This is a genomic window from Ruminococcus sp. RTP21484sp1_RTP21277st1_D2_RTP21277_210401 (assembly GCF_040924225.1).
Classification (GTDB): domain Bacteria; phylum Bacillota; class Clostridia; order Lachnospirales; family Lachnospiraceae; genus Blautia_A; species Blautia_A faecis.
The window spans coordinates 1-26,994 of record NZ_JBCOMJ010000039.1 but is presented as its reverse complement, the minus strand read 5'-3'; the positions used below and the strand labels follow the sequence as shown (position 1 = coordinate 26,994).

Genomic DNA, 26,994 nt, shown 5'->3' with positions numbered 1-26,994 from the left:
CAGTATCCTGTCAGTCCTGGAGAACTGCAGGTGAAAGATATGAATGAAATGAAACAGACCATCAGAGAACTGCCGGAGTCGTCACGTCCTTATGAGAAATGTCTGCAGTGGGGACCATCCGTGCTCAGCGACAGCGAGCTTCTGGCAGTGATCCTGAGAAGCGGTGTACAAGGCTGCAATTCTCTTGTGCTCGCCAATCAAATCTTAAGTCTTACGAAAGATACCTCCTATCCGGGACTTCTGGGACTTTTGCATATGTCCATTCCGGATCTGATGAAGGTGAACGGAATCGGGAAAGTCAAGGCCGTCCAGCTGAAATGTATCGGGGAGCTTTCCAAGCGGATGGCGTCTGCTGTTGCCAGACCAAGACTTTCTTTTAACGAACCCATCACGATAGCAAAATACTATATGGAACGTCTCAGGCACGAAGAGCAGGAAGTATTGATTCTTATGCTGCTGGATGGAAAAAACCATTTTCTTGGTGAGCAGATGCTTTCCCGGGGAACCGTGAATTCAACTCTGATCACTCCAAGGGAGGTTTTTATGGAAGCATTGAAGTTTCACGCTGTAAGTGTGATCCTGGTTCATAACCATCCAAGCGGAGATCCTACGCCCAGTGAATGTGATAAGAAAATTACAGAGCGTATTTACCGGTCTGGGGAGATTCTTGGGGTGAAGCTTCTGGATCACGTTGTGATCGGTGACCAGAGATACATTAGCTTTAAAGAACAGGGAATGATGCCGGAGGAATGATCCGCCGGAAGTGCTGACGCCGTCTGTAAACCAGTGGCGGGTATTTGTTTTTGCAGGGCATAGTAAGGATGAAGGGACAGATATATGCTGTTTGAAAAAACATATGGAATAGACCTTGGAAGCAGTTCCGTCAAGGTCTATTCCATGATTCGAAATAAAAGCTACATTGAGAAGAACATGATTGCGGCCAAGGGCCGCAAAATCATAGCCGTGGGCAACGAAGCGTATGAAATGTTTGAGAAAGCACCCTCTGATATTTCCGTAAGTTCGCCGATGGCTTTTGGTATGATAGCCAATCTGGAACTGCAGGAAATTGTACTTTACAGTATGATGAAAAAAATTGATAAAATTCTGGGAATAGGCTCTGTCATGTACTTTGCAGTTCCTCTGGACATGACTGCTATTGAAAAAAGAGCTTATTATCAGGTGGCGAATGGACATTGGCTGCGGAAGAACAGGGTTTACATGGTAGAGGCTCCTATTGCAGATGCCATAGCTATGGGTGTGGATCTGGAGAACAATGCAGGAAGCATGATCGTAAATATTGGTGCCCAGAGTACGAATTTTTCCATTATTACGGGAGGCCGTATTATCATAAACAAGAAGATTCCAATTGGCGGACGTCAGATGAATGAGGCCGTGTGCAGCGAAGTACGCAAGCGTTATAATCTTCAGATCGGTACCCGTACCGGGAAGCGGCTGAAGCTGGTAATGGGACGGCTTGCAGACCAGCATAAGCAGGCACGTAAGGTTGTAGGAATTGACAGTGTTTCCGGTCTTCCAAGGGAAGAGGTTATTTCTGCCTATGTAGTCAATGCGGGAATCATGAACTGTGTCAATGAGATCGGTGCCCAGATGAAGGTTTTTCTGGAACGTATCCCGCCGCAGATATCCTACCACATTGCGAAAGAAGGCATTTTCCTTACCGGAGGGAGCACCAGAATCCCTCATATAGATACATATCTGGCAAGTTACACAGGCTATTCTTTTAACCTGTCAGATCTTTACGAAACTTCAGCTGTCAAAGGTCTGGAGAAGATCATCCACGACAGAGAACTTCGTAAATGGGCTCAGCCCATCACACAAAGAAAATTATAGTAACTGTGAAGGTACTGAACAGTTATAAATCATAAATTTTTAGGGGTGCCATTTTATGAAAAACCTTAAGAAAAAATTTCGATTTCGCATAAATCTGAAAAGTAAACATTTGCTGGCGATTATGACACTTTTCTGTCTGAGCTGTATTGTGGCTACATTTGCTTCAGGTATTTCCACAGCTCCTTTGCAGGAAACAGCGGGAATTGTCATAGTCCCTTTTGAAAAAAGCATTGAAAAGATCGGCAGTATGGTCCGTTCTATTAGGGACAGTTTCAAGGACAAACAGGATCTGCTTTTTGAAAATGAAGAGCTGAAGGCAGAACTGGACAGTCTGACTACACAGAATAACAAACTGATCCAGGATCAGGGGGAATATCAGAGACTGAAAGAACTTTACAATCTGGATCAGACCTATGAGGACTATCCGAAGGTGGCTGCGTCTATCATTTCCAAAGATCCTGGAAACTGGTACGATACCTTTATGATCAACAAAGGTTCTGATGATGGGATAAGGGTCGATAATAATGTGATCGCAGGCAAGGGGCTTGTTGGAATTGTCACAGAAGTTGGTTCCTCCTGGGCTACTGTCCGCTCCATTATTGATGACAGCAGCAGCGTAAGTGCAATGACTGTAAGCACTTCTGATAACTGTATTGTAAACGGAGACCTGGAACTGATTGATGAAGGAAAGCTTCGCTTTGAGCAGCTTTATGATCAGGAGAACAAGGTGACTGTCGGGGAACGTATTGTTACTTCCAATATCAGTGAGAAATTTGTAGAAGGATTGTTTATCGGATATGTAAGCGAAGTGCAGGTAGACAGCAATAATCTGACTAAGACAGGAACCATTGTAACACCTGTGGATTTCCTTCATTTGAAAGATGTATTTGTTATTACTGTGAATAAGCAGGATCTGGTAGACGGAACTGCGCAGGTGGAAGGCAATTCTGACAGCGGCAGTTCTGACAGTACTTCTGGCGACCGCAGTCAGGAGAGTAGCGGCAGTACTGACAGCAGTGCGGCAGACGGACAGGAGGGCGCAGATGAAGGGTAAGATTGTCTATTTTCTTACGATCGTAATATGTTTTCTTCTGCAGTGTACGGTTATGGATCTGATTTCTATTGGCTCTGTAACTCCTAATCTGATGCTGGTTTTCTGTGTATCCATAGGGCTTATGCGCGGGCGCAAAAGCGGCCTTTGGGCAGGATTTTTTTCAGGGCTTTTTGTGGATCTGTTCTTTGGATCAGTATTTGGATTTTATGCTTTGATCTATATGTATATTGGTTATTTAAGTGGATATGCGCACAGGATTTATTACGATGATGATGTGAAGGTTCCTATGTTTCTGACTGCAGTTGCAGATCTTTTATATAATCTGTCTGTTTATGGGCTGCAGTTCCTTTTAAGAGGCAGACTGGGACTTGGGACTTATCTGTACAGGATCATTATCCCGGAAATGTTTTACACGGTATTTATTACCTTGATTGTATACCGGATTTTCCGTTACATAAACTATCACTACATGAACATAACCAGGAAAGAAAGTGAGTCAATTTGGGTACTAAAATAAAACGAATTTTCAAGAAAATCAGTTTAAAACGAACAACAGTCCTGATCTTGGTATTTGTGATAATGTCAGTTGTTCTGGTGCGTAGATTATTTGATCTGCAGATTATTCAGGGAGAGGATTACATCAGCAAATTCCAGGCCAGGACAACCAAAGAGCGTGTGCTCAAGAGCACCCGCGGAAATATTCTGGACAGAAACGGAGATATTCTTGCATCTAATGTGCTATCCTATTCTCTGACGCTGGAAGATAATGGAACTTACACTTCTACAAGGGAGAAGAATCTTACATTAAATGGTGTAGCCTATCAGGTACTTCAGATCCTTCACAGCAACGGAGATGATATTACCCATTCCTTCCATATTGTGGTAGATAAGAATGGAGAGTATGCTTTTGATGTTGTTGAGGGCTTTACCCTGAATCGCTTCCGTGCCGATATTTATGGACAGGCATTGATCGATGATCTGAAAGATGAACAGAAGACGGCGACTGCGGATCAGATGATGGAGTTTCTCACTGGTTCCGAGAAATTTTCTATTGTTCTTAGCGGTGATCGTGCTTATACAGAGGACGAGCTGATCTCCCATGGTCTGCCTCTTACTTTGACCAAGCAGGAAATGCTTGATATTGCAACTATCCGCTACGAACTGAATACCAACAGTTTTAAGAAATACATGCAGGTTACCATTGCTACCAATGTCAGTGAAAAGTCGGTAGCTGCGATCATGGAGAATAAGACCGGACTGCAGGGAATTGATGTGGTTGAGGATTCCATCCGCCAGTATATTGATGATGAAAGCATGGCACCAATCCTTGGCTATACTGGTAAGGCTTCCTCCGAGGAGCTGACAGAGCTTCGGAAACAGAATCCGGATTATTCCAATGATGCGATCGTAGGTAAAGCAGGAATTGAGCAGTATATGGAACTTACCCTTCAGGGAACAGACGGTAAGGAGACGGTTTCTGTTGATAACCTTGGAAAGGTTCTAAAAATTGACGAGGACACCAAAGTAGAGCCGGTTGCAGGAGATGATGTGCAGCTTACTATTGAAACTGACTGGCAATCGGCAATCTATCAGATCCTCAAACAGCGTGTGGCTGGTGTTCTTCTGACGAAAATTGATGCGGCAAAGACTTTTGATTACACGTATGTCACAGATGCCAGTCAGATCCGTATTCCTATTTATGATGTATACAATGCCCTGATTTCCAACAGTGTGATTGATATCACCAAATTCAGCAATGAGGATGCCTCTGACATAGAAAAAAATTTATATGCCAAATTTCAACAAAAGCAGCAGAGAGTTTTTGATACAATAAGCACGAAGCTGAATGGCTCAAACCCGCCAGCCTATAAGGATGAAGATGAAGAAACACAGGAATATCTGTCTTACATCTGTAATGACCTTCTTAGAGACACGCTTGGAATTATTTCCAAAGATGCCATCGATACATCAGATGCTACTTACAAGGCCTGGACAACAGATGAAACCATCAGCCTGAAGGATTACCTGACTTATGCCACAAGCCAGGGCTGGATCGACATCAGCAGCTTTTCACCGGAAGGAGAGTATCTGGATTCTGAGGAAATTTATCAGGCACTGACAGCATATATTATCGATTATCTCAGTACGGATACTGGATTTTCCAAGCTCCTTTACAAATATATGCTGCAGGAAGATACAATTTCCGGACAGGAAATCTGCCTGGTGCTTTATGAGCAGGGAGTCCTTGACAAAAATGATGATGATTATGAGAATCTGGCTTCCGGAGCAATGGGAGCTTATGATTTTATGATCAATAAGATATACACTCTGGAGATAGAGCCTGCACAGCTGGCATTAATGCCATGCTCAGCGTCCGCTGTAGTTGTAGATGTAAAGACTGGAGATGTGGTTGCACTTGTTTCCTATCCCGGATATGACAATAATCGTCTGACCAATGATATGGATACAGATTATTACGCAAAGCTGGCACTTGACCAGTCCAGTCCGTTCTTCAATAAAGCGACCCAGCAAACCACTGCACCAGGTTCCACACTGAAGCTTCTTTCAACAATTGCAGGAATGGAAGAAGGAATTATTGACGAAGGTACATATATTGAATGTACCGGAACTTTTGACTATGTAGATCCGCCTATTAATTGCTGGTATAAGAATGGTCATGGAAGTCTGGATATCCGTACTGCAATCGAGCAGTCCTGTAACTATTTCTTTAACATGATCGGTTTTCAGCTAGGAAAAGTTGGGGATAATGAGTTCTCCGAGGTGCAGAGTCTGAATAAGCTTCAGGAATATGCCTCTTTGATCGGTCTGGACCGGAAGACTGGAATCGAGCTTTCAGAGGCAACTCCGAAGGTTTCCGATGCCAAAGCAGTTCCATCTTATATGGGACAGGGAAATAACCTGTTTACCACATCAGAACTGGCTCGTTATGCTACTGTTATGGCTACTTCCGGAAATGTATTTAAACTGACCCTTCTGGACAAAGTAATGAACCCGAAGGGAGAAGTGATCCAGGAGTATGAGCCGGAAATTGAGGATGTGGTAAATATATCTTCAAATATCTGGGATGTGATCCATGATGGTATGCGTCGTGTGATCCAGACTCATTCCCAGTTTGATGGTCTTGGAGTAGAAGTGGCAGGTAAAACCGGTACAGCAGAGCTGGATCTTCGTCATCCAAACCATGGTCTGTTTATCGGTTATGCGCCGGCCTCTGATCCGGAGTATGCAGTGGCAATCCGTATTGCCAATGGTTACAGCTCCGGTAATGCATGTCTGATTGCTAATGATATTTTTAAATATATGTACAATCTTGCAGATAAAGATTCTATTCTCACAGGTATTGCTTCTACAGATACCAGTGATACATCGAATGACTAAAAACGATTTTGCTGCTGTTCATAGTCTGATCAGCAGTACTGGATATGCCTGCCGGGAGTGTTCCGGCAGGCATATCCATAAGAGAAATACCAGGATTTTGGAACATTTTGTTTAGGAGGAATCAGAAGAAATGGGTGAAGTCATTGTCATTACATCCGGAAAAGGCGGTGTAGGAAAAACCACTACAGTTGCCAATATAGGAACTGGTCTGGCTATGATGGGAAAGAAAACCGTGGTTGTGGATACGGATATTGGTCTTCGTAATCTGGATGTTGTGCTTGGGTTGGAGAACCGGATCGTATATAATCTGGTAGATGTGGTGAATGGAAGCTGCCGTCTGAAACAGGCTCTGATCAAAGACAAGCGGCATCCGGAGCTCTATCTGCTGCCATCTGCGCAAACTAAGGATAAAACCGCCGTATCACCGGAACAGATGATCAAACTGACGGATGATCTGCGGGAGGAGTTTGATTATATATTGCTGGACTGTCCGGCTGGAATTGAGCAGGGATTTAAGAATGCCATTGCAGGTGCAGATAAAGCTCTTGTAGTGACGACCCCGGAGGTATCTGCAATTCGCGATGCGGATCGTATCATTGGTCTTCTGGAAGCAAATGATCTGCGGGATATCCATCTGATCATCAACCGTCTTCGTCCGGACATGATCGCCAGGGGAGATATGATGTCTGTGGATGATGTGACAGAGATTCTGGCTGTAGATCTGATTGGAACTCTTTTAGATGACGAGCAGATTGTGATAGCAACCAATCAGGGAGAGCCTCTTTCTGGTAAAAATTCTCAGGCAGAGGAGGAATACCGGAATATTTGTAAACGGCTTATGGGCGAGGAAGTTCCCTTTGCAGAACTCAGACAGAAGAAAGGTATGTTTTCACGACTGTTTAAAAGACATTGATATTCAGGTAATAATTAGTTACGCAAAATAGCATGTTGGTTGTTTGTAATAATGTTATGTCAACTAATGCTCTGAAATGGAGGGATTTTGCATGAAGACCTTTTTAAATGAAAGAAGGCGTTCAGCAGGATATGCTCGCGACAGGATGAAACTTCTTCTTATCTCAGAACGCATAGAATGCTCTCCACAGATGATGAAAATGTTAAAAAGCGATCTGGTACATACAGTAAAGAAGTATGTGACCATAGAGGAAACTAAAGTGAAAATACAGATATCACAGGAACCGCCTGTCTTAATGGCGTATATCCCTGTGTTGACGAAAAAGGACAGATAAATTTATGATTAAACAGTATAAGCTACGTTTTTACAATTTTAAACTAGTGATCCTTCTGACTGCGATCAGTCTGTTTGGAGTGCAGCTGGTAGCAAGTGCATCGCCAGATCTTCGAAATAAACAGCTTTTGGGCGTTGTGATGGGGCTTGTGTTGCTGGTGATCTTATCGTTAATGGATTATTCCTGGATATTGAATTTCCAGTGGATCATGTATGGTTTTAATCTGCTTATGCTTATTGGTGTACGATTGTTCGGAAGTGAGGCTGGAGGTGCGTCCAGATGGCTGGATATCGGTGGTTTCCGTTTTCAGCCTACCGAGCTTTCCAAAGTTATTATTATTCTGTTTTTTGCCAAGTTTTTTATGGACCATGAAGATGATATCAATACTTTCAGGGTGTTGGCAGAATCAGTGCTCCTTCTGGCTGTTCCATTGGCTCTTATTTATGCACAACCGGATATGAAAAATACCATTACGGTAACCATTATTTTCTGTATTCTGCTGTATATAGCAGGACTGAGCTACAAGATCATCGGAGGTGCGATCCTGATCGCGGTTCCCCTTCTGATCATATTTTTGTCTATTGTTGTGCAGCCGGATCAGACTTTGATCAAGGATTATCAGAGAACACGTATTATGTCTTTCCTTTACCCGGAAAACGAGGAATACCAGGAGGATATTGAACAGCAGAATAACTCGAAGACGGCGATTGCCTCCGGAGAACTGGTTGGAAAAAAACTTACCGGGGATGACCAGGTTTCTTCTGTAAATGCCGGAAACTTTGTTGCAGAGAACCAGACCGACTTTATTTTCGCAGTTGCCGGAGAGGAGTATGGATTTATAGGATGTACAACTTTGGTCGTATTATTGCTATTGATTTCAGTTGAATGTATCAGGATGAGCCTTAGGGCCAAGGATCTGGCCGGGAAGATTATCTGCTGCGGAATTGGCAGTGTGGTAGCTATACAGAGTTTTTTGAATATCTGCGTTGCTACTGGACTGGCACCGAATACTGGTACGCCTCTTCCTTTTGTAAGTTATGGTCTGACTTCCCTGGTCAGCTTGTTTATTGGTATGGGGCTTGTGATGAATGTAGGTCTGCAGAGCAGTACTTATAATAAAGAACTTAAGAGAAAAGAAATTGATAAGAAAGAGGAATATTTATGACAGCCGCAAAAAAGAAGAACTCAAGACGTAAACAGGCAAGATTTCGAAGCTCCAGAAGAAAGAGGATCAGAAATACTGTTCTTTTACTGTTGCTTTTGGTTGTGCTTGGCGGTACTGGGATCGGTGCAATTTATGTTCTCCGAAATGGAACTGTTTTTGATAAGCTGGAGGATGCATATGTAGCTTCCAGAGAGTTTTCTGGTGGAATTACAGACTTAGACAGCCTGAGAGCTGATGGTTTTGCTGAGAACTTGTGTGTGGTCGTATCAGATGTTCCGATGGATGGTGTTTCCCTTGGGGAAAACCAGAAAGGACTTCTTCTGGATCTGGATGACAGAAAGGTGCTTTATTCCAAACAGGCACTTCAAAAGGTATACCCGGCAAGTATCACCAAGATCATGACAGCTATGCTGGCACTGAAATATGGAAATATGGATGACGTAGTAACCATTACACAGGAGAATCTGAATCTGGAGGAGGGTTCACAGGTTTGCGGCTTTTGGGCAGGTGACCAGGTGACTATGGATCAGCTTCTTCATTGTCTGCTGGTTTATTCAGGTAATGACGCAGCAGCGGCTATTGCAGAGCATGTGGGTGGTTCTACAGATGGGTTTGTGGAGATGATGAACAGTTATGCCAGAGAACTTGGCTGTACCGGAACTCATTTTACCAATCCTCATGGACTGCAGGATGAAAACCATTATACCACTCCCTATGATATCTATCTGATGCTAAAGGAAGCTTTGAATTATCCAGAGTTTACTCAAATTACACAGTCTGGATCTTATACAGTAGAATATACTCATGCGGACGGAAGCAGTGCAAGTACCACATTACTTGCCACAGACCATTATCTCACAGGAGAAGCTACCCCTCCTAAGAATGTGACTATTCTGGGTGGAAAGACCGGTACTACGGACAATGCAGGTAACTGTCTGGCGTTGCTGAGCCAGAATGCTTATGGAAAGCCGTACATTTCCATTGTAATGGGTGCCTCCACAAAAGACGATCTTTATGAGCAGATGTCGTCCCTTTTGCAGAATATAAACTAGAGCCTGTTTGAAAAATCATTCCCGCAATCTGCACGCCCCACTTTGCGGTGTATTTTGCCCGAATTCGGTTGCCGTAGCCCGCTACGGCGCCCTCATCCGGGCAAAATCTCCCACAAATCGTGACGCACATCTTGCAGAAAGCCTTTTTCAAACACGCTCTAGTACATCGTTTCGTAAATAACTACACCAATCGCGTAGGATGTGGATTCGAGTGTGCAGGCATAGTTATTTCGAAAACGATGTACTAGTCAGTCGCTTTATGAATCGTAGCCACAATTGAGAAAAATAGACAGAAATATTAAAAAAACTCTTGAAAATTTAGAAAAATTATACTATAATATGAAGCATATTAAACAAGGTTTTTGGTAAAAATTTAATATCATATTGTCTAAGGAGGAAAACATCATGGTTGAACTGATCGTAGGAAAGAAAGGCAAAGGCAAAACAAAAGTGCTCTTAGACAGAGTAAACGGTGCGGTGAAAGAAGCCAACGGAAGCATTGTTTACCTTGACAAGAGTACCAAACATATGTATGAGCTTAACAATAAGGTACGTCTTATCGACGTCTCCTCTTATCCATTGAAGAATGCAGATGAATTCGTAGGTTTCATCTGTGGTATTATTTCTCAGGATCATGATCTTGAGCAGATTTATCTGGACAGTTTCCTCAAGGTTTCCAAGTTGGAAGACGCTGATGTTACAGATACACTTGATCAGCTGGACAAGATCGGTGAGAAATATGGAATTTCAATAGTTGTAAGTATTTCGCTTGACAAAGAAGAGATTCCGGAAGCATTACAGGATAAGATTGCAGTAGCATTATAATCTCGGATAATATGATATTGCAGCTATAAATTCAGTAAAACCAAATTAGAGGTACATAAGGACATGACTCGACTGTGGGTCATGTCCTTTTTTGAGCTGCGCCTTAGAGCGTGTTTGAAAAATCATTCCTACAATCTGCACGCTCCACTTTGAGGGAGATTTTGCAGAAAGTTTTGAATTGATTTACAATAATAATATTATGTGAATTAAATGCGGTGATTACAACAATTGTACGTGTGAAGCAGATGTTAATCTTCACGCAGCTTTACAGCAGTGGCTGCCTGACGCCGTCTGGAATCGTCTAAGGCTGCATAATGCTTCTTGGTAGTATTCACGTCCTTATGGCCTAAAACGTCCGCTACAAGGTAAATATCGCCTGTTTCCTGGTAGAGGGCGGTGCCGTAGGTACTGCGGAGTTTATGAGGGGTGATTTTCTTGGTGGTGGTAACCTGGCGGGCATATTTTTTGACCAGGTTTTCAACGGCCTGGACACCAATTCGTTTGCGCTGGGTAGAGTAGAAGAGAGCGTGTTCGTGGCCTTCTACAGGAATAATGTTCTTGCGTACTTCCAGGTAGTTTTTCAGAGCTTTTTCTACTTCAGGACCGAAATATACAACCATTTCATTTCCACCTTTTCGAGTAACCTTGATTCCATTGTTTTTGAAATCTACGTCTTCTATGTCAAGACCTACACATTCAGAAACACGAACACCTGTTCCAAGCAGAAGAGTAACGAGAGCGAGGTCACGGTCTTTGTTTTTTTCATAATATACCTTTTTCTGACCGGTAAGGTCGTCCCCGCCGTGCTCAATATAATCCAGCAGCAAGGCAACTTCATCAGCTTCCAGGCGAATGATACTTTTCTGATGAATCTTTGGAACGTCCACAAGGACGGTAGGATTTGTGTGAATCATTTCACGTTTAAAATAATATGCATAAAAACTTCGCAATGAGGACATTTTTCGCTTCAGACCACGTTCGCCATTGGTTTCCGTTTTATCCCCGGCCTGGTAAACTTTCAGATATTCTTCATATTCTTCAAGATCAACAGCTGTGATCTGATCCAGGACATCCACTGTAAAGGCATCTATAGACCAGTCCCTGAAGGCTGGATTTTGTTCCAGAAGAAACTGGAAGAAAATGCGGATGTCATATGCATAGGAAATTCTGGTTTTAGTTGTGGTACGAGGTTCAATGGCACGAAAGAAATCCTTGCAAAATGGCGGCAAGGTTTTTAGAACATCACGAAGCCGCAAGGTATTTTCGACGTCAGTCTGTTCGTGGTAGGTGACTTTTTTATCCATGAAAGATTCTCCTTTAGAAGTAATAATGATACCAATCTATATGAAAAACTCGGGTTTGTCGTATAGATCTAGATGAGTGGTATAACGCCGAATCAGCCACTTCTTCTGGCTGTTTTCGGCGTTTTTCAAGGTTTCATTAAATGTTAAAATATAATTGGTTTCATTAAATGTTAAAATATAATTGATGGTTCGACTGCATTCATTATGCAGTCACAGACGATTCTGAACATCTGGCGCACCGGCTTCAATATAGCCTTGGCCGGTTTCGTTACAATTGCTGTTAATTTTACATGATCGATTCGTCCAGCATCACTGTAAACGGTCCATCGTTTTCCAGTGAAATTTTCATATCAGCGCCAAAAATACCATGCTGAACAACTGGAACAACTTTTGCAGCCTCCTTTAGCATGTATTCATAAAGTTCATTTGCCTGTTCTGGCGCACCGGCTTCAATAAAGCTTGGCCGGTTTCCTTTTTTGCAGTTGGCATATAATGTGAATTGCGAAACCATCAAAAGCTCCCCATTTACATCTGCCAGGGAAAGGTTTGTTTTGCCATTTTCATCTTCAAAAATTCGAAGTCCTAGCATTTTTTTCATATATTTGTCTGCAATTTCCCTGGTATCATTCTGACCTATGCCGACCAATACAAGAAAGCCCTTCCCAATATTTCCGATAACTTCACCATCTACTTTTACGCTTGCATGATTTACACGTTGTATTAAAAGCCGCATGTTAATTTCCGTCCTTTTTACTGTTTTGTTTCTGTCTGTACTCTTCTATCAATTGTCTGACTTTTTGATAAATTATCACAGAATATTTTTTTATAAGGGTCCAGATTGTAGTCAGAATTTTCTGGATCGTTTTTAACAAAGTAAGGGTAAATTTCAACATTGCAGTGCGTCTGGGCGTCTCCCTTTTCTTCGGCTCTTCTTCCGGGAAAAGAACGGGTTCATGTGTTTCCGGATCCAGACAGTCAATGTTGGTGTATTTTTGCTCCTCATTTGGAACCTGCTTATAAATCAGGCTGATATGGACTAGTCTGCCAAGTGCTGCGTAAAGTACTGCAAAAACAGGAACGCCAATAATCATACCTGGGATTCCAAAGATTCCACCGCCAATAAGGATGGCGACAATGACCAGAAAACTGGAAAGTCCTGTGGAATCACCAAGAATCTTCGGTCCAAGAATATTGCCGTCAAATTGCTGGAGAACAAGAATAAAAATTGCAAAATAAATAGCCTGCAGCGGATCCACCAACAAGATGAGAAAAATACTTGGGATTGCTCCGAGGTAAGGTCCAAAAAATGGAATTACGTTGGTTACACCAATGATCACACTGATCAAAAGTATATATGGCATATTTAAAAAGTTCATACCAATATAACACAATACGCCAATGATGGCAGAATCCAAAATCTTACCACTGAAAAATCCGATAAAGGTTCTATTGGTAAAACGCATGGAATGGATGATAAAATTCGCATGCTGGGTATTAAAAATTGCGTAGGTGAGCATTTTTGCCTTGGCAATGAATCCCTCTTTATCTGCCATCAGGTACAGTGAAACGATAGCTCCGATGAGGAAATTTTTCAGAAAATTAATTAATTCAAACACACCCGCGGAAATATTTTTTAGCATTTCCTGCATCTGCGGAAGGATATTCGTAGTCAGGTAGTCCTGAGCTGTGGTGATGGACTGATTCAAAGTGTCCAGTGCATCACTGTTCAGATTCCATTTCTCAATGAAAGACTGCAGCCATTTCTGAATAACCTTCACATAGGCTGGAAAACTGTAGATCAGCCCCATAATACTTCGGATCAGTTCTGGCAGAACCATCATAATAAGGGCATAAATAAGAGCAAGGAAGAGAAACATACATAAAATTACGCATGCCCAACGAATTGCCTTGCGCCCCTTCTTTCCTACTGATACTTCTTTCCTGGCAAGAAGCGGATAAATAATTTTTTTCTCCAGAAAATTTAATACAGGGGTCAGTAAAAAGGCGATCACGACACCATAAACAATAGGTGTGAGAATCCCAAGAAATGTCTGGATTCCTGTAATCAGTGTTTTCATATGGAAAACACCATAATAAAAGAGCATACTGGCTGCGATTACAAGGAAAGAAGTTACTCCCCAGCGAACATGTTGATTGTCCCAGCGTAATTTCATATTCTAATATCGTCCTCCTGAAACATGAATGCAAAATATGTGTTACTGTCTGCTGTTTGCACAGTAACCAATAAGTGTCTGCGCTGTTATTTGTTAAACAGCGATTTCCATCTATTATAACACAGTTTTGTCTCAATGTCTTATTAAAAAAATATAAAGTGGCGATGGCGTTTGAAAATAGGAACCGAAAACAGGAATTGAGATGCAACAAATTACAAAAGGAGCTCTCTTTCGAGAACTCCTTATTTTCACATGATTCTGTATATTATTTCTTAAGGTCATCAAAAATATGTATGGTATTGATAATCGCCTGGGCAGCACCTTCGATACCAAGCACACTGCTGTCAACGCTTAAGCTGTAGCCCGCTGCTGCACCCCATTTCTTATTGGTGTAGTAATTATAGTAGCTTGCACGGCTCTTATCTGTTTTGGTGATCATATCTTTGGCTTCTTTAGGTGTCTTATTGTATTTGCCTGCAATACGCTTGATCCTCCAGTCCAGATCAGCATGAACAAAAACACTGAAACAGTCTTTATTATCTGCAAGAGCATAATCTGCACAGCGCCCTACCATAACACAGGGGCCTTCTGCAGCTAATTTCTTGATGGCTTCGAACTGTGCCAGGAAAACCTTGTGGTTCATAGGCATGTCTGTAAATCCAGCAGAAGAATATCCAAAAGAATAAGTATCCATTACAAGAGAATACAGAAAGCTGTTAGTTGGCCTCTCATCATGATTCTCAAATAATTCCTTGCAAATACCGCTGTCGTTTGCAGCATGCTCCAGAAGTTCTTTGTCGTAACACTTGATTCCAAAATATCTGGCTACTTCCTGACCAATCTGCCTGCCGGCGCTTCCATATTCACGTCCGATGGTAATAATTGAACTTGTTGTATTGTTCATATCTGCCACTCCCTTCTGCAATTCCTTTGTTACTGTTCACTTCGTGACTGGCAATTCATAGGAATTTTGTAAGATTATTATACACTACATCAGGGTAAACTGACAACTATTTTCTTAATTTTTCTAACAAATTGAGAAAATATTCTGGCAAAGGTGCGGAAAATTCCATATACTCTCCTGTTCTTGGGTGAACAAAGCCCAAAACCATGGCATGAAGAGTCTGTCCCTGGAGATGATAAGGATTTTTGCCTGAGCCATAGATCTCATCGCCAAGAAGAGGATGTCCAAGGCTGGTCATATGTACACGAATCTGATGGGTACGACCGGTTTCAAGGCGGCACTCGATATAAGTCGCATTCCCGAAACGTTCCAGGACTTTATAATGGGTGACAGCGTCTTTTCCATTTTTGTAGTTGATCGCCATTTTTTTCCGGTCAATTGGGTGACGGCCGATCGGGCCTTCTACAGTACCTTCATCTTCCTTAAGATTACCTGCCACAATAGCCCGGTAACGCCGCTTGATAGTATGCGCTTTCAGTTGCTGGGCCAGATCACGGTGAGCCGTGTCATTCTTGCATACAAGAAGAGCTCCTGTAGTGTCCTTATCAATACGGTGGACGATTCCAGGACGCATAACCCCGTTAATACCGGACAGATTGCCCTGACAGTGGTACATAATAGCATTTACCAAAGTTCCGCTGGTGTGGCCATTTGCAGGATGGACTACCATTCCTTTGGGCTTATTTATCACCAGTACATCATCATCTTCGTATAAAATGTCCAAAGGGATATTTTCCGGAAGAATATCCGGTTCAGTCAGATCAGGCAGGGTTGTCTGAACCAGATCCCCTGCCTGTATTTTGTAGTTTGCTTTTACTGCTTTCCCATTGACGGTAACACCTTGTTCTTTCAGAAGCTTCTGAAGATAAGAACGGGAAAGTTCCTTATATTTATCGGAAAGACAGCGGTCTATGCGCACTCCTGCTTCATCTTCGGTTGCTGTAAATTCCAATTGCTCCATGTATCAGTAAAACTCCTCTCTCAATTACGCGGTATATGAAAAATCAGACAAATCAATTTACCTGGCAGATCTGTTCCCCGGTTTCAGAAAGTCAAAATCATTTTCTTCTGTATAACGGAAAAACATAAGAAATACCATCACTGTGATCCCACAGGTCACGTAAATATCTGCCACATTAAACGTGGGAAAATCAATCAGGGAAAAATAAATAAAATCTACCACATATCCACGGAAAACACGGTCTATAAAATTCCCCATTGCTCCAGCGAACACAATTGCCGCTGTATAAAGCAGTGGTCTGTAATAAACAGTTGCAGGTGCTTTTATAAAAAGATATATAATAGCCACAAAAAACACAATACAGGTAAGCACCAGAAAAAGAATCTTATTCTGGAGAAGGCCAAATGCCATGCCTCTGTTTTCAAGGTAACGAAGGTTTAACACATCATCAATAAGAGTAATCCCGGAGGTTCCTCTCAGATACCTGATTGCAAAATACTTTGTTCCCTGATCCAGAAGAACCAGAAAAAGGATAAGCAGAATTGCTTTTAATTTAGGTGCTTTTAGTGGAAGATCATTGTAGTTTGAAGCTGTTTTATTTTCCATAATAGATTACCTGCAGATGGCGTGAATTCCCACAAGAAGCTCCTGATCTGTAACTGTTTTGTCAATAAAACTCTTTCCAAGACCATCCATAAGAATAAATTTAATCTGTCCCTGTTCCATTTTTTTGTCCTTTTTGGTAGCTGCAAGAATGTCTCTGGGAGAAAGTCCTTCCACGTACAAAGGCAGGTCGTAAAGCTTAAGGCTATGGCAGATCTGTTCATATTCAGCATTTGTGAGGAGACCTCTTTCCCTGGAAATGGCAGCTGCGGCAACAAGTCCGATTCCCACACACTGACCATGGAGAAGGTTAAAGTTCATCAGCTTTTCGACTGCATGTCCTATGGTGTGGCCAAGATTAAGAAGAGCACGCTCTCCCTGTTCCTTGGGATCCCGCTCTACAACCCCGGCTTTGATGGCACAGCATTTTCGGATCATAACGGCAAGCATTTCTGGATCCATAGTGCGGATAATCTTGTAATTTGCGCATACAAAGTCGAAAAAGTCTTTATCGCAAATTAGTCCGGTCTTTAGAATTTCACCCATTCCACAGCCAAATTCGCGCTCAGGGAGGGATTGTAAGGTGGCCATATTCATATAAACCAGGCGGGGCTGATGAAAAGCGCCTACCATATTTTTAAACTGTCTGAAATCAACGCCAGTTTTACCGCCTACGCTGCTGTCAACCTGCGCCAGAAGCGTGGTAGGGATCTGGATAAAATCAATTCCCCGAAGATAGGCTGCAGCACCGAAGCCGGATAAGTCTCCTGTTACTCCGCCTCCAAGAGCAACCACCAGACTTTTGCGGTCAAGCCCATTCTTAATAAGGCACTGGAAAAGATCCTGTACGGTATCAAGATTCTTGTGTGCTTCTCCGGCGGGGAAAGTGAACTGGCATACATGATCGGTCACTTTCAAAAGCTCTGCCTTCACCTGGTCTGCATAGAGAGGTGCTACTGTAGAATCTGAAACAATACACATGCTTTTCCCGGCAAGACCTTCGTCTGTTAAGGCCTGTGAAAGAAAAGAAAAGTCATTTTCAAAATAAATGGGATAACAGAACTCCCCGTCACGTTTTACAAGTAATTTTTCTTCTGCCATAGTTAAATCCTCTCCAAATGTATTATTGTTTATACGTATTTTCGAATGCGGACACCAAGGCGTCCTTTCTTTGTCTGTCTGGATACACCATCATAGATAAATCGTCCTTTGCCGCGAACGGAAATAATATCTCCTTCTTTTGGCTCATATCCATTGGAGGTGATCAGTTTGCCGTTTACAAACACAAGACCGCTTTCAATAAAAGAAACCATGCTGCTTCTGGACGTCTGAAAAGCCAGCCCGATGAGAGCATCCAGCCTTACAGAAGCGCAGGTACCATTTATCATTTTAAATTCAGGTTCCGGAATCTCTTCTGCCTGCTCTACTTTGGAAACCAGCACGGTAGTATGTTTTACCCGAATAAGATTATCGATAAAAAAGTCAGACATTTTATGAAGGCAGAAAAACCAGGCTTCTTTATCCTTGATGAGGATATCACCAACTACACTGCGGTCAACTCCAAGATTCAAGAGCGCTCCAAGATAATCTCTATGTCCAAGCTCCTCAGAAAAACGAAGAGCCTTGGGCTCTATTTTCAGGCAGTCAATAGGATAATCCCAGGTAAAACCAAGGCCTCCGGGGAAAAAAGCTGCCATCTGCCGTTCTGCATGCTCATAGCCACCGAAAAGCTTTACCTCTACGCCCATCTGATGAAGCTTAAGGGAAGCAAGCATATTTTGTTCGTTTAAGTTAAGAAAATCCGTAAAGGTGACAATATCTCTCTGGTAAGAGAGATTTGCCAGCTCCCGGATTCTCTTAAGTAAAAATTCATCCTTATCCATAAAAATCAATAACCGGCTCTTACAGAAGGTGTAGCGCCGCCAAGAATATTCTGAAGATCACCAGTGATATCTACAGAAGAGGGACCAAGTACGAAGATGTAGCTGGAAATCTTCTGAAGGGAACCATTCAGGGAATAACATGCGCCAGATGCAAAATCAATAATACGCTGTGCAAGTTCTACATCAATACCCTCCAGATTCAGAATTACAGTTGCATTGTCAAGAAGTGTGTCTGCAATCTCCCGGGTGTCCTCCATGGAAGCTGGTTTGATCACACAAACCTCCATAGAAGAAGCCTGATTAGCACGACGGCTGCTTCTCATCGGAGTGATTTTGGAAGAAGCTACAGGGCGTTGCTTCTCAGCTGGCTGTTTCACAGGAGCCTTGGCAGCAGTCTTTGGTGCTGCTGTATGTACAGGTTCTTCGTCAAAGGAAGTATCTTCGTCAGCCAAATCATCCTCTTTCTTACGACCGAATTTCTCGAAGAATTTCTTCTTAGGCTTGTCATCCATGGGATCGTCATCCAAGAAATCCCCCTCGTCATCATCCATCAGATCCTCATCTAAATAATTATCTTCATCATAATCGTCATCATTCAGTTTAATAGAATCTAATAATTTATCAAAAACGCTCATTTTCAATCTCCAATCTTAATCTTCTTGCCGTGTGGCATAATTTCGTTCACCAAAAATACCGGTTCCCACACGTACCATGGTTGAGCCTTCCTGGACAGCAACCTGATAATCTCCGGTCATACCCATACTCAGAACACTCATGTTAACATTATTAATGTTTTTTGCACTAATGTCAACACTTAATTTCTTCAATGTGCGAAAAACTTCACGATTTTCTTCTGGATTTTTCACAAATGGGGCAATGGTCATAAGTCCCATCACTTTTATATGGGAAAATATGCTGATTTTCTCAAGAAGAGGAAGCACCTCATTCGTCGTTAATCCGAATTTGCTTTCTTCCTCTGCTACATTAACTTCCAGCAGAATTGGCATAACAAGATCTTTCTTTGCAGCTTCCTGCTCAATGGTCTGGGCAAGGCGAAGGGAATCTACCGAGTGAATCATGGCAACCTTGTCAATAATATATTTTACTTTATTGCGCTGCAGATGACCGATCATGTGCCACTGGATATCTGATGGCAGCTGGTCATATTTATCCATGATCTCCTGAACTTTATTTTCTCCAAAAACACGCGCACCGGCATCATACGCCTCCTGAAGCATGGAGACCGGTTTGGTCTTACTTACTGCCACCAATGTGACTTCACCTGGGTCACGGGAAACAGCAGCACAGGCTTTTTCAATATTTGCATTTACCTGCTGTAAATTTTCAGCTAACATTTATAAGCCTCCTTAAAAATAGTATATGTTAAACTTAGTAGAGAATATCCTGTTCTTTTACCTGGGAGGAGTCTCTGGCAATGCGGTCATAGCGGGAAAGTCCGTAGGATGTATTACTGGAAATAATGGCATATTCTTCATTCTGATCCAGTATATCTACCTGACGGAATACCGCATACCCTTGATTGATGCAGTAAACGCCTTCCAGAGAATCTGTTTCGCCCACAATAAAGCGCTGGTTAGAGTCATCTTTTACAATAGCATCTCCTTCCCTAAAAGCGCTTCTATCCACGTAATAATTGTAAGCTTCATCAGCAGAATCATCATCTGATTCAATTTTAACTTTACCGTAGATTGTAGCATTGATAAAGGTTCTTACGTTATTTCCGCTGGAATCTTTGGAAATCTTGTTAAAGCCTACACTTCCGCTGTCAGGATCAGTCGTGGCATATTCTGCCGGAATTACGTAAAAATCCTTGGATTCAATAGCGGAAAGGGGAATCTTAAGACCGGTTACTGTATTGGTAACCAGCTCAATATCCAGAAAACGGTCAGATGCATAGCGGATCAGACCGCGGCTGAAGTCAATTTTTCCATATTTGTTACCATCGATTTTTATGATGGAAAAATCGCCGCTCTGTGTCATATCATCCTTGAGAAATTTCACACGAATGGTGGAACGTCCTTCCAGCTTGGCGACCTGTTTGTCGCTTAATGGAATGATCAGGCTCCATAATTCGCTGGTAATATTTGTATAAATGTTATCTCCGGCCTGCACCTTTTCGGATGTCTTCAGATCCGTTTCATGGTAAGAAGTCTGGTCAAAATCTGCTGCTGTAATGTTCTCCACAGTCTTATTCTCATAGCCGTCCATAGAATAGAGGATAATGCCGTCTTCCTGGGCTTTACAGATATTCTGTCCACCGATGGTCACTACTTGTGAATCTGCATTCCCGTCAGTGGAAATTCCCTCATACTGAAGGATGCTTCCCTCCAGCTGGTTCTTAAAACTGTAGGTGTTGTTAAATTTACTTCCGGAAAATCCTTTGGAAAAGCTGAGCATAGAACTGCGGATCTTCTCCAGTTCATCAGCAGTCAATGCAGACTTGGTTTCTGCAATTTTTCCGGAACTTAATCCGTAAACAGCACCGTTGGCATTGATCTTACTTCCCTCCCGGGCATAATAATTCACATAACCGGAGGATTCTGCCTTAAAAACACTCTCTTCCCGAAGAGAAATACCAGTGTAGGTTTCGTTTCGTGACAAAGGACCTGTGGTAACCTGGTAAGATTCGATATGTGTGGAGGTTACAAGTAAAAAGGCAGTAAAAATCATATATAATAACAATACACCAAAAGCAACGGTGGCAATATTCAGTCCGAATATGTTCTTTAACTGGACAAAAAGTCCTGTCATTTTGCCAGGCTTGTTAGATTTCTTCTCGGACAAGCGGATTCCCCCTTTGTTTTTGAGTCGGGCTCTGAATTTTCATACCAAACAATTGTACCATTTTTTGCCGGTGAACACAAGGAAAAGAAAACGAAAAGTGTGTGAAAGTGTATGAACAAGTTACTGTTCACTGGTAACGTTCCGCGAGGTGTTTTTGTGAACAAAGTTCACAGAAAACCCGAGAGTTGTGGCGCGAAATCATGCAAAGCATGATTTCTGTGCATCGCGAAGCGCGTTACTGTGAACGGAGTGAACAGTAACGTGAACAAAGCTGGAAGCTGTGAACAGCCTGCATATCAAAAAACGAACATATTTTCAGAATATCTGTTTGCTTAATTAAGAAAAATATGGTATGATAAGAAAAAGTTGAATGAATTTCGGAGGAAAACTCTTATGACATATGGTAAAATCAGCAAAAAACAGCAGGAAATTTTAGAATATATTAAAAGTGAGATTCTGAACCGCGGATTCCCGCCAGCAGTTCGTGAGATTTGTGAAGCTGTAAATCTGAAGTCTACATCATCTGTTCATGCCCATCTGGAAGCTCTTGAGAAGAACGGATACATCCGCCGCGACGCCACGAAGCCGAGAGCTATAGAGATCATAGATGACAATTTCAATCTTGTCCGCCGTGAAGTGGTCAATGTTCCGATTGTAGGCACCGTAGCCGCCGGACAGCCTATTCTGGCTGTAGAGAATGTAGATGGCTATTTTCCCATCCCGGCAGAATTTATGCCCAATGAACAGAGCTTCATGCTGAAGGTAAAAGGCGACAGCATGATCAATGCAGGAATCTTTGATGGTGATCAGGTCCTGGTAAAGCAGCAGCCTACTGCCGATAATGGCGACATTGTAGTTGCCCTGGTAGAGGACTCTGCCACAGTGAAGACCTTCTATAAGGAGAAGGGCTACTACCGCCTTCAGCCAGAGAATGACACTATGGATCCCATTATCATTACAGGAGAAATCCAGATTCTGGGTAAAGTATTTGGTGTCATGCGTTTTTACCAATAGTCATAAAAAATTTCCCCTTTAGCAAACAATTGCTGTTTCCAGACAATTGTTTACCAAAGGGGACTTTTTTATTTCTCTAAAAACGCATCCATCTCCAGAACCTTTCCATCTCTCCAGATTCTCTCCAGATCATAGAAAAGTCGGTTTTCCTCATCAAACACATGCACGATCACATCGCCGTAATCCATGAGAATCCAGCTGGAATTGCGGTTTCCCTCAATCTGCTTCGCCTCAAAGCCAGCGCGTCCAAGCTGCTCCTCCACATTATCGACGATCGCCTGAACCTGATTGGAGTTTGTACCGCTTGCGATTACGAAATAATCTGCAATTACAGAAACATTATGAATATCAATTATCTTAATATCCTGTCCCTTTTTATCATCAATTGCCTTGCAGGCAATCTGTGCCATCATTTTCTCTGTACTTACTGTACTCATTCTGATCTGCTCCTTTCTTAATAATGCTTATACTGACCTAATATTATTTTAAATTCCTGCGAGAACAAAAGGCTTTAAAAGTGAAATAATATCCTCTGTCAGGTGGTACCTGGCCTTCGCTCGTGCGAAATATCTCGCATCTCGTAGAATGTTAATTGTAAATAGTAAAAATATTCGCCAGTATATGCGGAGTATTAATTATCAGATACGTTATTACGCTTATTATGCAATTCTTTATAATAAATATAAGCCTCCTTGGAAGTTGGCTCAATATCATCGGCAGAATCTTCTTCCAGATACTCCAGGGTATCTTTTAGGATCTCATACATACACTCATCCAGGTCTTCAAACGCAAGTTTGCGAATTTCCGGTAAACGGCTTGCTTTATAACGCATGGGCTCAATATAATCTGCAATATAAATAATCTTTTCAAGAAGACTCATTTCACGTCTGCCAGTTGTGTGATAATTGATGGCAGAAAGAATCTCCTGATCGTCAATCCCATATTTCTCGTGAGCAATATAAGCTCCAAGACGGGAGTGGAGAAGAAACGGGTGACTTCTCTCAAAATCGGAAACCGGAATATTGTGTTCGCTGCACATCTTCAGTTTTTTCTTATTGGGAATGCATTTGGCGCAATCGTGAAGAAGACCGGACACCTGTGCATCTTTGATATCATATCCATGGACCATAGCCAGACATGCGCTGGTGTACATAACGCCCATGGTATGCTGGAAACGATCCTCATCCAGGTATTTGGAAAGTTTTTTTTCAATTTTTGCAAAATCGTAATCTGCCATGGTCAGACTTCCTTCTTTCTGTAAATTCCATTCTCTTTCATGTAAGAAATCACCTTATCCGGGACGTAATATTTCAGACTTTTTTCTTCTGAAATCCACTGACGGATCTGATGACTGGACACATCAATATTCATAGTATCCAAAAGGGCAAAATTTCCGTTGTACCTTGCAGAAAGACGCTGGATTTCCCGATTCAGTTCAGCGTAGGACGCATGATCCCGGACAGCCACCACAAGAGTACAGGCCCGACAGATCCGCTCTGGTTCCATCCATTCGTCAAAAGCAAAAAGAGAATCTGCACCAATGATAAAATAATAGTCTGTGTCCGGATTGTATTCTTTTAGCTCTTCCAGAGTGCGATAGGTATAGGTATACCCGGTCTCGTGCATTTCTGCAAGAGACAACTCAAAATGGGGATTATCTTCAATTGCAAGCCGGACCATATCCACACGCTGGTTATCAGAGGCTCTGCCAGCACGGTCCCGTTTATGAGGCGGGTTGCCGGAAGGCATAAACAGAACCTTATCCAGCTGGAATTGCTCATAGCTCTGCTCACCCAGGATCAGATGTCCCATATGGATGGGATCAAAGGTACCGCCCATGATCCCGATTTTTTTTCGATTATTTTGGCAGTTCAATTTTCTTTTTCTCTTTTTTACCTTCGCGGTATAATACGATCTTCTTACCGATCACCTGTACAACCTGGGAATGGGTGCGCTCTGCAAGAACCTGTGCCATTTCCTTAGGATCCTCCAGACAGTTCTGAAGCACACTGATTTTAATCAGCTCTCTCGCTGCAAGTGCTTCGTCAACAGCCTTGGTGTTTTCTGGTGTAAGACCGCCCTTGCCAAGCTGGATAATGGCATCCATTTTCATTGCCAGACTTTTTAAATATGCTCTTTGCTTACTTGTCATAATTTATCTCCTGAATACCTGCTGAATAGCTGCTATTTATTTATAATAATCAAATTCAAATCCATACATACGAACCGTATCACCCTCCTGAATACCGGCGTTTTCCAGTTCATCCAGAATGCCGCCCTCTTTCAGGAAACGCTGGAAAAAGGCGAAGCCTTTCTCAGAATCCAGATTGGTATAACCAAGCATTTTCTCGATACGTGGTCCTTCTACGATAAATACAGAGGGATCTTCCTCATCAACCTGTACGGTAAATGGAAGGCTCTCATTGATCAGCATATCTTCTGGGAAGAATTCCTGCTCGAATACGATTGCTTTCTTCGGACAACTGTCCAGAAGTTCCTTGATATGGAAAAGAAGCTCGCGTACACCCTGTCCGGTAACTGCAGAAATGGGATATACTTTGATACCTTTTGGTTCAAATTCTTTGCGAAGTCTGTCTACAGGATTCTCTTGACCGTCGTCAAAAATACAGTCCACTTTATTGGCTGCAATTACCTGAGGACGCTTTGCAATTTCCGGATTGTATTTCTCCAGTTCTTTGGTAATCTTATAAATATCATCAATAGGATCTCGTCCCTCTGTGGAAGCTGCATCCACAATGTGCACCAGAACTCTGGTACGCTCAATATGGCGAAGGAACTCATGACCAAGACCGACTCCTTCAGAAGCACCTTCGATCAGTCCAGGGATATCTGCGATGATAAAACCGCCATTCTCAGTATCTACAACACCAAGGTTCGGGCTTAAGGTTGTGAAATGATAGTTGGCAATTTTCGGTTTCGCATTTGTAACACGTGAGAGAAATGTAGATTTACCAACATTAGGAAAACCTACCAGTCCTACATCTGCAATCACCTTTAGCTCCAGAAGCACTTCAAGCTCCTGAAAAGGCTGTCCAGGCTGGGCATATTTGGGAACCTGCATGGTAGGGGTTGCATAATGCTGATTTCCCTTACCGCCGCGTCCACCGCGCAGAACAATCTGACGACGATTGTCACCGGACATGTCTGCAATTACCTTACGGGATTCAGCCTCCATGATAACAGTACCTTCCGGTACCTTTAATATAATGTCGGCACCGTCGGCACCGTGGCAGCGCTTTTTGCCGCCCTCCTGACCGTCTTCTGCCTTATATTTTCTTTTATGACGGTAATCACCGAGGGTATTCTGTCCCTCGTCAACTTCAAAAATGACGTCTCCGCCCTTGCCGCCGTCGCCGCCATCCGGACCGCCGTCAGGTACATATTTTTCCCTGCGGAAGCTTACATGGCCGTCGCCGCCCTTACCGGAACGGATATATATGGTAGCTCTGTCTGCGAACATTAAATCTCCTTTATAAGAAAAGGCTCCAAACCTTTATAGATTTGAAGCCTCCTGCTCTACGAATTACTCTGCCTCTACTGGTACGATAGAAACCTGTTTCTTATCGCGGCCTTTTCTGGTGAATCTTACAACACCATCGGTCAGTGCAAATAATGTATAGTCTTTTCCGCATCCTACGTTCTCGCCTGCATGGATCTTAGTTCCGCGCTGTCTGTAAAGGATGTTGCCGGCTTTAACAAACTGTCCGTCTGCTCTCTTCGCACCTAATCTCTTGGACTCGGAATCACGACCGTTCTTTGTGGAACCAACTCCTTTTTTATGTGCGAATAACTGAAGGTTCATCTTCATCATTGTTGTTACACCTCCTTGACTCTTACTGTCAAATATCGATTGTTATAACTATGCTCAATTTCTGTTAATCCAAGAATCAGGGAATCCATAAGCAGTTTCCCGCGCTCAGTATTCGGATTTGTTTTAAAATGGATGGATACATATCCCTCATCCGCTTCCGCTTCAAGTTGCTCTTCCGTAAATTTCTCAAGAGAATTCACAGTAGTAATGATCAAGGCTGATACGGCAGCACATACAATATCCTGTCCCTCTTCGGCATAGCCTGCATGTCCTTTGGACAGAAAATCCAGATAAGAGCCTTTTCTCTTCTTAACTGTAATATTGATCATAACAGCACCTGATTAAGCGTTGATCTTTTCGATTTTAACTTTGGTGTACTGCTGTCTGTGACCGTTTTTCTTGTGATATCCAGTTTTTCTCTTGTACTTGTAAACGATGACTTTTTTAGCCTTTCCGTTCTCAACTACAGAAGCGGTAACACTGGCATCCTTAACGTCTTCTCCAACCTTTAATCCGTCATTGCTAACTGCAATTACAGAATCAAAAGTAACGGTTTCACCAGCTTCAACTCCGAGCTTCTCAACTCTGATTACGTCGCCTTCAGCAACTTTGTACTGTTTACCACCTGTTGCAATAATTGCGTACATTTGTGGCACCTCCTATAGACTTTACTCGCCAAATATGGTGGTCTCTCGACTCTTAAACCTCTTTGTGCGGCATACTCGATTATAATAACAGGGAGATTTGGTTTCGTCAAGAGGTTTTGTGAAAAAAATTGTAAAAATATGAACCATTTATGATAATGTCCTAATATACCACAAAGGAAAATGTCCCAATGTAGTATAATGCTTCCATCAACAG

31 protein-coding genes and 2 pseudogenes are annotated in these 26,994 nt (G+C 42.4%); 12 read left to right on the top strand and 21 right to left on the bottom strand.

Features of this window, described 5'->3' with window-relative positions; translation table 11 throughout:
* Positions 1-39 precede the first annotated feature (39 nt).
* The 9 genes from radC to AB5706_RS20295 all read left to right on the top strand — a co-directional run bounded on the left by radC (position 40) and on the right by AB5706_RS20295 (position 9,768).
* Positions 40-753 (top strand): RadC family protein, encoded by a 714-nt coding sequence (gene radC, locus AB5706_RS20335; protein WP_330602712.1) that lies wholly within the window; start codon positions 40-42, stop codon positions 751-753.
* A gap of 84 nt (positions 754-837) precedes the next feature.
* A complete protein-coding gene (locus tag AB5706_RS20330) occupies positions 838-1,851 on the top strand; it encodes a rod shape-determining protein (protein ID WP_148463010.1) in 1,014 nt (337 codons plus the stop codon).
* A gap of 55 nt (positions 1,852-1,906) precedes the next feature.
* The gene (gene mreC, locus AB5706_RS20325; RefSeq protein ID WP_173772354.1) at positions 1,907-2,905 is read left to right on the top strand and encodes a rod shape-determining protein MreC; all 999 of its coding nucleotides are present in this window, start codon (positions 1,907-1,909) and stop codon (positions 2,903-2,905) included.
* Positions 2,895-3,422, top strand: a complete 528-nt coding sequence (gene mreD / locus AB5706_RS20320; RefSeq protein WP_173772356.1) for a rod shape-determining protein MreD — start codon at positions 2,895-2,897, stop codon at positions 3,420-3,422. The genes mreC and mreD overlap by 11 nt, the downstream gene beginning before the upstream one ends.
* A 56-nt stretch (positions 3,423-3,478) precedes the next feature.
* Entirely contained in the window at positions 3,479-6,304 is a 2,826-nt protein-coding gene (locus AB5706_RS20315) for a penicillin-binding transpeptidase domain-containing protein (RefSeq protein ID WP_368366298.1), read from the top strand.
* A gap of 130 nt (positions 6,305-6,434) precedes the next feature.
* Positions 6,435-7,217, top strand: a complete 783-nt coding sequence (gene minD, locus AB5706_RS20310; RefSeq protein ID WP_118580227.1) for a septum site-determining protein MinD — start codon at positions 6,435-6,437, stop codon at positions 7,215-7,217.
* Between the two features lie 91 nt (positions 7,218-7,308).
* Positions 7,309-7,551 carry a cell division topological specificity factor MinE gene (gene minE / locus AB5706_RS20305; RefSeq protein WP_118580224.1) on the top strand — a complete coding sequence of 81 codons (243 nt, stop codon included), beginning with the start codon at positions 7,309-7,311 and terminating at the stop codon, positions 7,549-7,551.
* A gap of 4 nt (positions 7,552-7,555) precedes the next feature.
* Positions 7,556-8,716, top strand: coding sequence for an FtsW/RodA/SpoVE family cell cycle protein (locus tag AB5706_RS20300; protein WP_148463016.1), 1,161 nt, complete (start codon positions 7,556-7,558; stop codon positions 8,714-8,716).
* Positions 8,713-9,768 carry a D-alanyl-D-alanine carboxypeptidase family protein gene (locus AB5706_RS20295; protein ID WP_173772358.1) on the top strand — a complete coding sequence of 352 codons (1,056 nt, stop codon included), beginning with the start codon at positions 8,713-8,715 and terminating at the stop codon, positions 9,766-9,768. Before AB5706_RS20300 ends, AB5706_RS20295 begins: the two co-directional genes overlap by 4 nt.
* Positions 9,769-9,808: 40 nt before the next feature.
* Here the strand turns inward: AB5706_RS20295 and AB5706_RS20290 are convergent.
* Positions 9,809-9,859 (bottom strand): annotated as a pseudogene (locus AB5706_RS20290) (DUF6783 domain-containing protein); the annotation flags it as partial.
* Between AB5706_RS20290 and AB5706_RS20285 the strand changes: the two are divergent.
* A pseudogene (locus AB5706_RS20285) lies at positions 9,836-9,949 on the top strand (DUF6783 domain-containing protein); the annotation flags it as partial. The pseudogenes AB5706_RS20290 and AB5706_RS20285 sit on opposite strands and share 24 nt — an antisense overlap.
* A 224-nt stretch (positions 9,950-10,173) precedes the next feature.
* Complete coding sequence (locus AB5706_RS20280) at positions 10,174-10,593, top strand: twitching motility protein PilT (protein WP_118580215.1); 420 nt, start codon at positions 10,174-10,176, stop codon at positions 10,591-10,593.
* A 45-nt stretch (positions 10,594-10,638) separates the two neighbouring features.
* Here the strand turns inward: AB5706_RS20280 and AB5706_RS20275 are convergent, their stop codons facing one another.
* The 12 genes from AB5706_RS20275 to AB5706_RS20220 all read right to left on the bottom strand — a co-directional run bounded on the left by AB5706_RS20275 (position 10,639) and on the right by AB5706_RS20220 (position 21,287).
* Positions 10,639-10,776, bottom strand: coding sequence for a DUF6783 domain-containing protein (locus AB5706_RS20275; RefSeq protein WP_368357286.1), 138 nt, complete (start codon positions 10,774-10,776; stop codon positions 10,639-10,641).
* A gap of 65 nt (positions 10,777-10,841) precedes the next feature.
* A complete protein-coding gene (locus AB5706_RS20270; protein WP_148463018.1) occupies positions 10,842-11,897 on the bottom strand; it encodes a tyrosine-type recombinase/integrase in 1,056 nt (351 codons plus the stop codon).
* Between the two features lie 286 nt (positions 11,898-12,183).
* Positions 12,184-12,630, bottom strand: coding sequence for a D-aminoacyl-tRNA deacylase (gene dtd / locus AB5706_RS20265; RefSeq protein WP_148463019.1), 447 nt, complete (start codon positions 12,628-12,630; stop codon positions 12,184-12,186).
* 1 nt (position 12,631) lies between these two features.
* On the bottom strand, positions 12,632-14,071 hold the full coding sequence (locus AB5706_RS20260; RefSeq protein WP_368366294.1) for an AI-2E family transporter: 1,440 nt from the start codon (positions 14,069-14,071) through the stop codon (positions 12,632-12,634).
* A 265-nt stretch (positions 14,072-14,336) separates the two neighbouring features.
* A complete protein-coding gene (locus AB5706_RS20255; protein WP_118580203.1) occupies positions 14,337-14,975 on the bottom strand; it encodes a cytidylate kinase-like family protein in 639 nt (212 codons plus the stop codon).
* A gap of 106 nt (positions 14,976-15,081) precedes the next feature.
* A complete protein-coding gene (locus AB5706_RS20250; RefSeq protein WP_368366293.1) occupies positions 15,082-15,996 on the bottom strand; it encodes an RluA family pseudouridine synthase in 915 nt (304 codons plus the stop codon).
* Between the two features lie 57 nt (positions 15,997-16,053).
* Positions 16,054-16,602, bottom strand: a complete 549-nt coding sequence (gene lspA / locus AB5706_RS20245) for a signal peptidase II (protein ID WP_368366292.1) — start codon at positions 16,600-16,602, stop codon at positions 16,054-16,056.
* A gap of 6 nt (positions 16,603-16,608) precedes the next feature.
* On the bottom strand, positions 16,609-17,700 hold the full coding sequence (gene aroB, locus AB5706_RS20240; RefSeq protein WP_368366291.1) for a 3-dehydroquinate synthase: 1,092 nt from the start codon (positions 17,698-17,700) through the stop codon (positions 16,609-16,611).
* A 29-nt stretch (positions 17,701-17,729) separates the two neighbouring features.
* Entirely contained in the window at positions 17,730-18,482 is a 753-nt protein-coding gene (locus AB5706_RS20235; protein ID WP_368366297.1) for an RNA-binding protein, read from the bottom strand.
* Positions 18,483-18,487: 5 nt separating this feature from the next.
* Positions 18,488-19,117 carry a cell division protein SepF gene (locus tag AB5706_RS20230; RefSeq protein WP_195379840.1) on the bottom strand — a complete coding sequence of 210 codons (630 nt, stop codon included), beginning with the start codon at positions 19,115-19,117 and terminating at the stop codon, positions 18,488-18,490.
* Between the two features lie 15 nt (positions 19,118-19,132).
* A complete protein-coding gene (locus tag AB5706_RS20225) occupies positions 19,133-19,837 on the bottom strand; it encodes a YggS family pyridoxal phosphate-dependent enzyme (RefSeq protein ID WP_173718929.1) in 705 nt (234 codons plus the stop codon).
* Positions 19,838-19,871: 34 nt separating this feature from the next.
* Positions 19,872-21,287 carry an HlyD family efflux transporter periplasmic adaptor subunit gene (locus AB5706_RS20220; protein ID WP_368366290.1) on the bottom strand — a complete coding sequence of 472 codons (1,416 nt, stop codon included), beginning with the start codon at positions 21,285-21,287 and terminating at the stop codon, positions 19,872-19,874.
* 393 nt (positions 21,288-21,680) lie between these two features.
* Between AB5706_RS20220 and lexA the strand changes: the two genes are divergently transcribed.
* A complete protein-coding gene (gene lexA / locus AB5706_RS20215; protein ID WP_173718930.1) occupies positions 21,681-22,301 on the top strand; it encodes a transcriptional repressor LexA in 621 nt (206 codons plus the stop codon).
* A 68-nt stretch (positions 22,302-22,369) separates the two neighbouring features.
* Here lexA and rsfS read toward each other — a convergent pair whose 3' ends face one another.
* The 8 genes from rsfS to rplU all read right to left on the bottom strand — a co-directional run bounded on the left by rsfS (position 22,370) and on the right by rplU (position 26,780).
* The gene (rsfS, locus tag AB5706_RS20210; protein ID WP_118580185.1) at positions 22,370-22,738 is read right to left on the bottom strand and encodes a ribosome silencing factor; all 369 of its coding nucleotides are present in this window, start codon (positions 22,736-22,738) and stop codon (positions 22,370-22,372) included.
* Between the two features lie 194 nt (positions 22,739-22,932).
* Positions 22,933-23,538, bottom strand: coding sequence for a bis(5'-nucleosyl)-tetraphosphatase (symmetrical) YqeK (gene yqeK, locus AB5706_RS20205; protein ID WP_118580182.1), 606 nt, complete (start codon positions 23,536-23,538; stop codon positions 22,933-22,935).
* A gap of 2 nt (positions 23,539-23,540) precedes the next feature.
* On the bottom strand, positions 23,541-24,176 hold the full coding sequence (nadD, locus tag AB5706_RS20200; RefSeq protein ID WP_226815140.1) for a nicotinate-nucleotide adenylyltransferase: 636 nt from the start codon (positions 24,174-24,176) through the stop codon (positions 23,541-23,543).
* Entirely contained in the window at positions 24,160-24,453 is a 294-nt protein-coding gene (gene yhbY / locus AB5706_RS20195) for a ribosome assembly RNA-binding protein YhbY (RefSeq protein ID WP_118580179.1), read from the bottom strand. Before yhbY ends, nadD begins: the two co-directional genes overlap by 17 nt.
* A 36-nt stretch (positions 24,454-24,489) precedes the next feature.
* Positions 24,490-25,782, bottom strand: a complete 1,293-nt coding sequence (gene obgE, locus AB5706_RS20190; protein WP_118580176.1) for a GTPase ObgE — start codon at positions 25,780-25,782, stop codon at positions 24,490-24,492.
* Between the two features lie 63 nt (positions 25,783-25,845).
* Positions 25,846-26,133 (bottom strand): 50S ribosomal protein L27, encoded by a 288-nt coding sequence (rpmA, locus tag AB5706_RS20185; protein ID WP_015542711.1) that lies wholly within the window; start codon positions 26,131-26,133, stop codon positions 25,846-25,848.
* A 5-nt stretch (positions 26,134-26,138) separates the two neighbouring features.
* On the bottom strand, positions 26,139-26,462 hold the full coding sequence (locus AB5706_RS20180) for a ribosomal-processing cysteine protease Prp (protein ID WP_173735552.1): 324 nt from the start codon (positions 26,460-26,462) through the stop codon (positions 26,139-26,141).
* A gap of 12 nt (positions 26,463-26,474) precedes the next feature.
* Entirely contained in the window at positions 26,475-26,780 is a 306-nt protein-coding gene (gene rplU / locus AB5706_RS20175) for a 50S ribosomal protein L21 (RefSeq protein WP_118580170.1), read from the bottom strand.
* Positions 26,781-26,994: the final 214 nt, after the last annotated feature.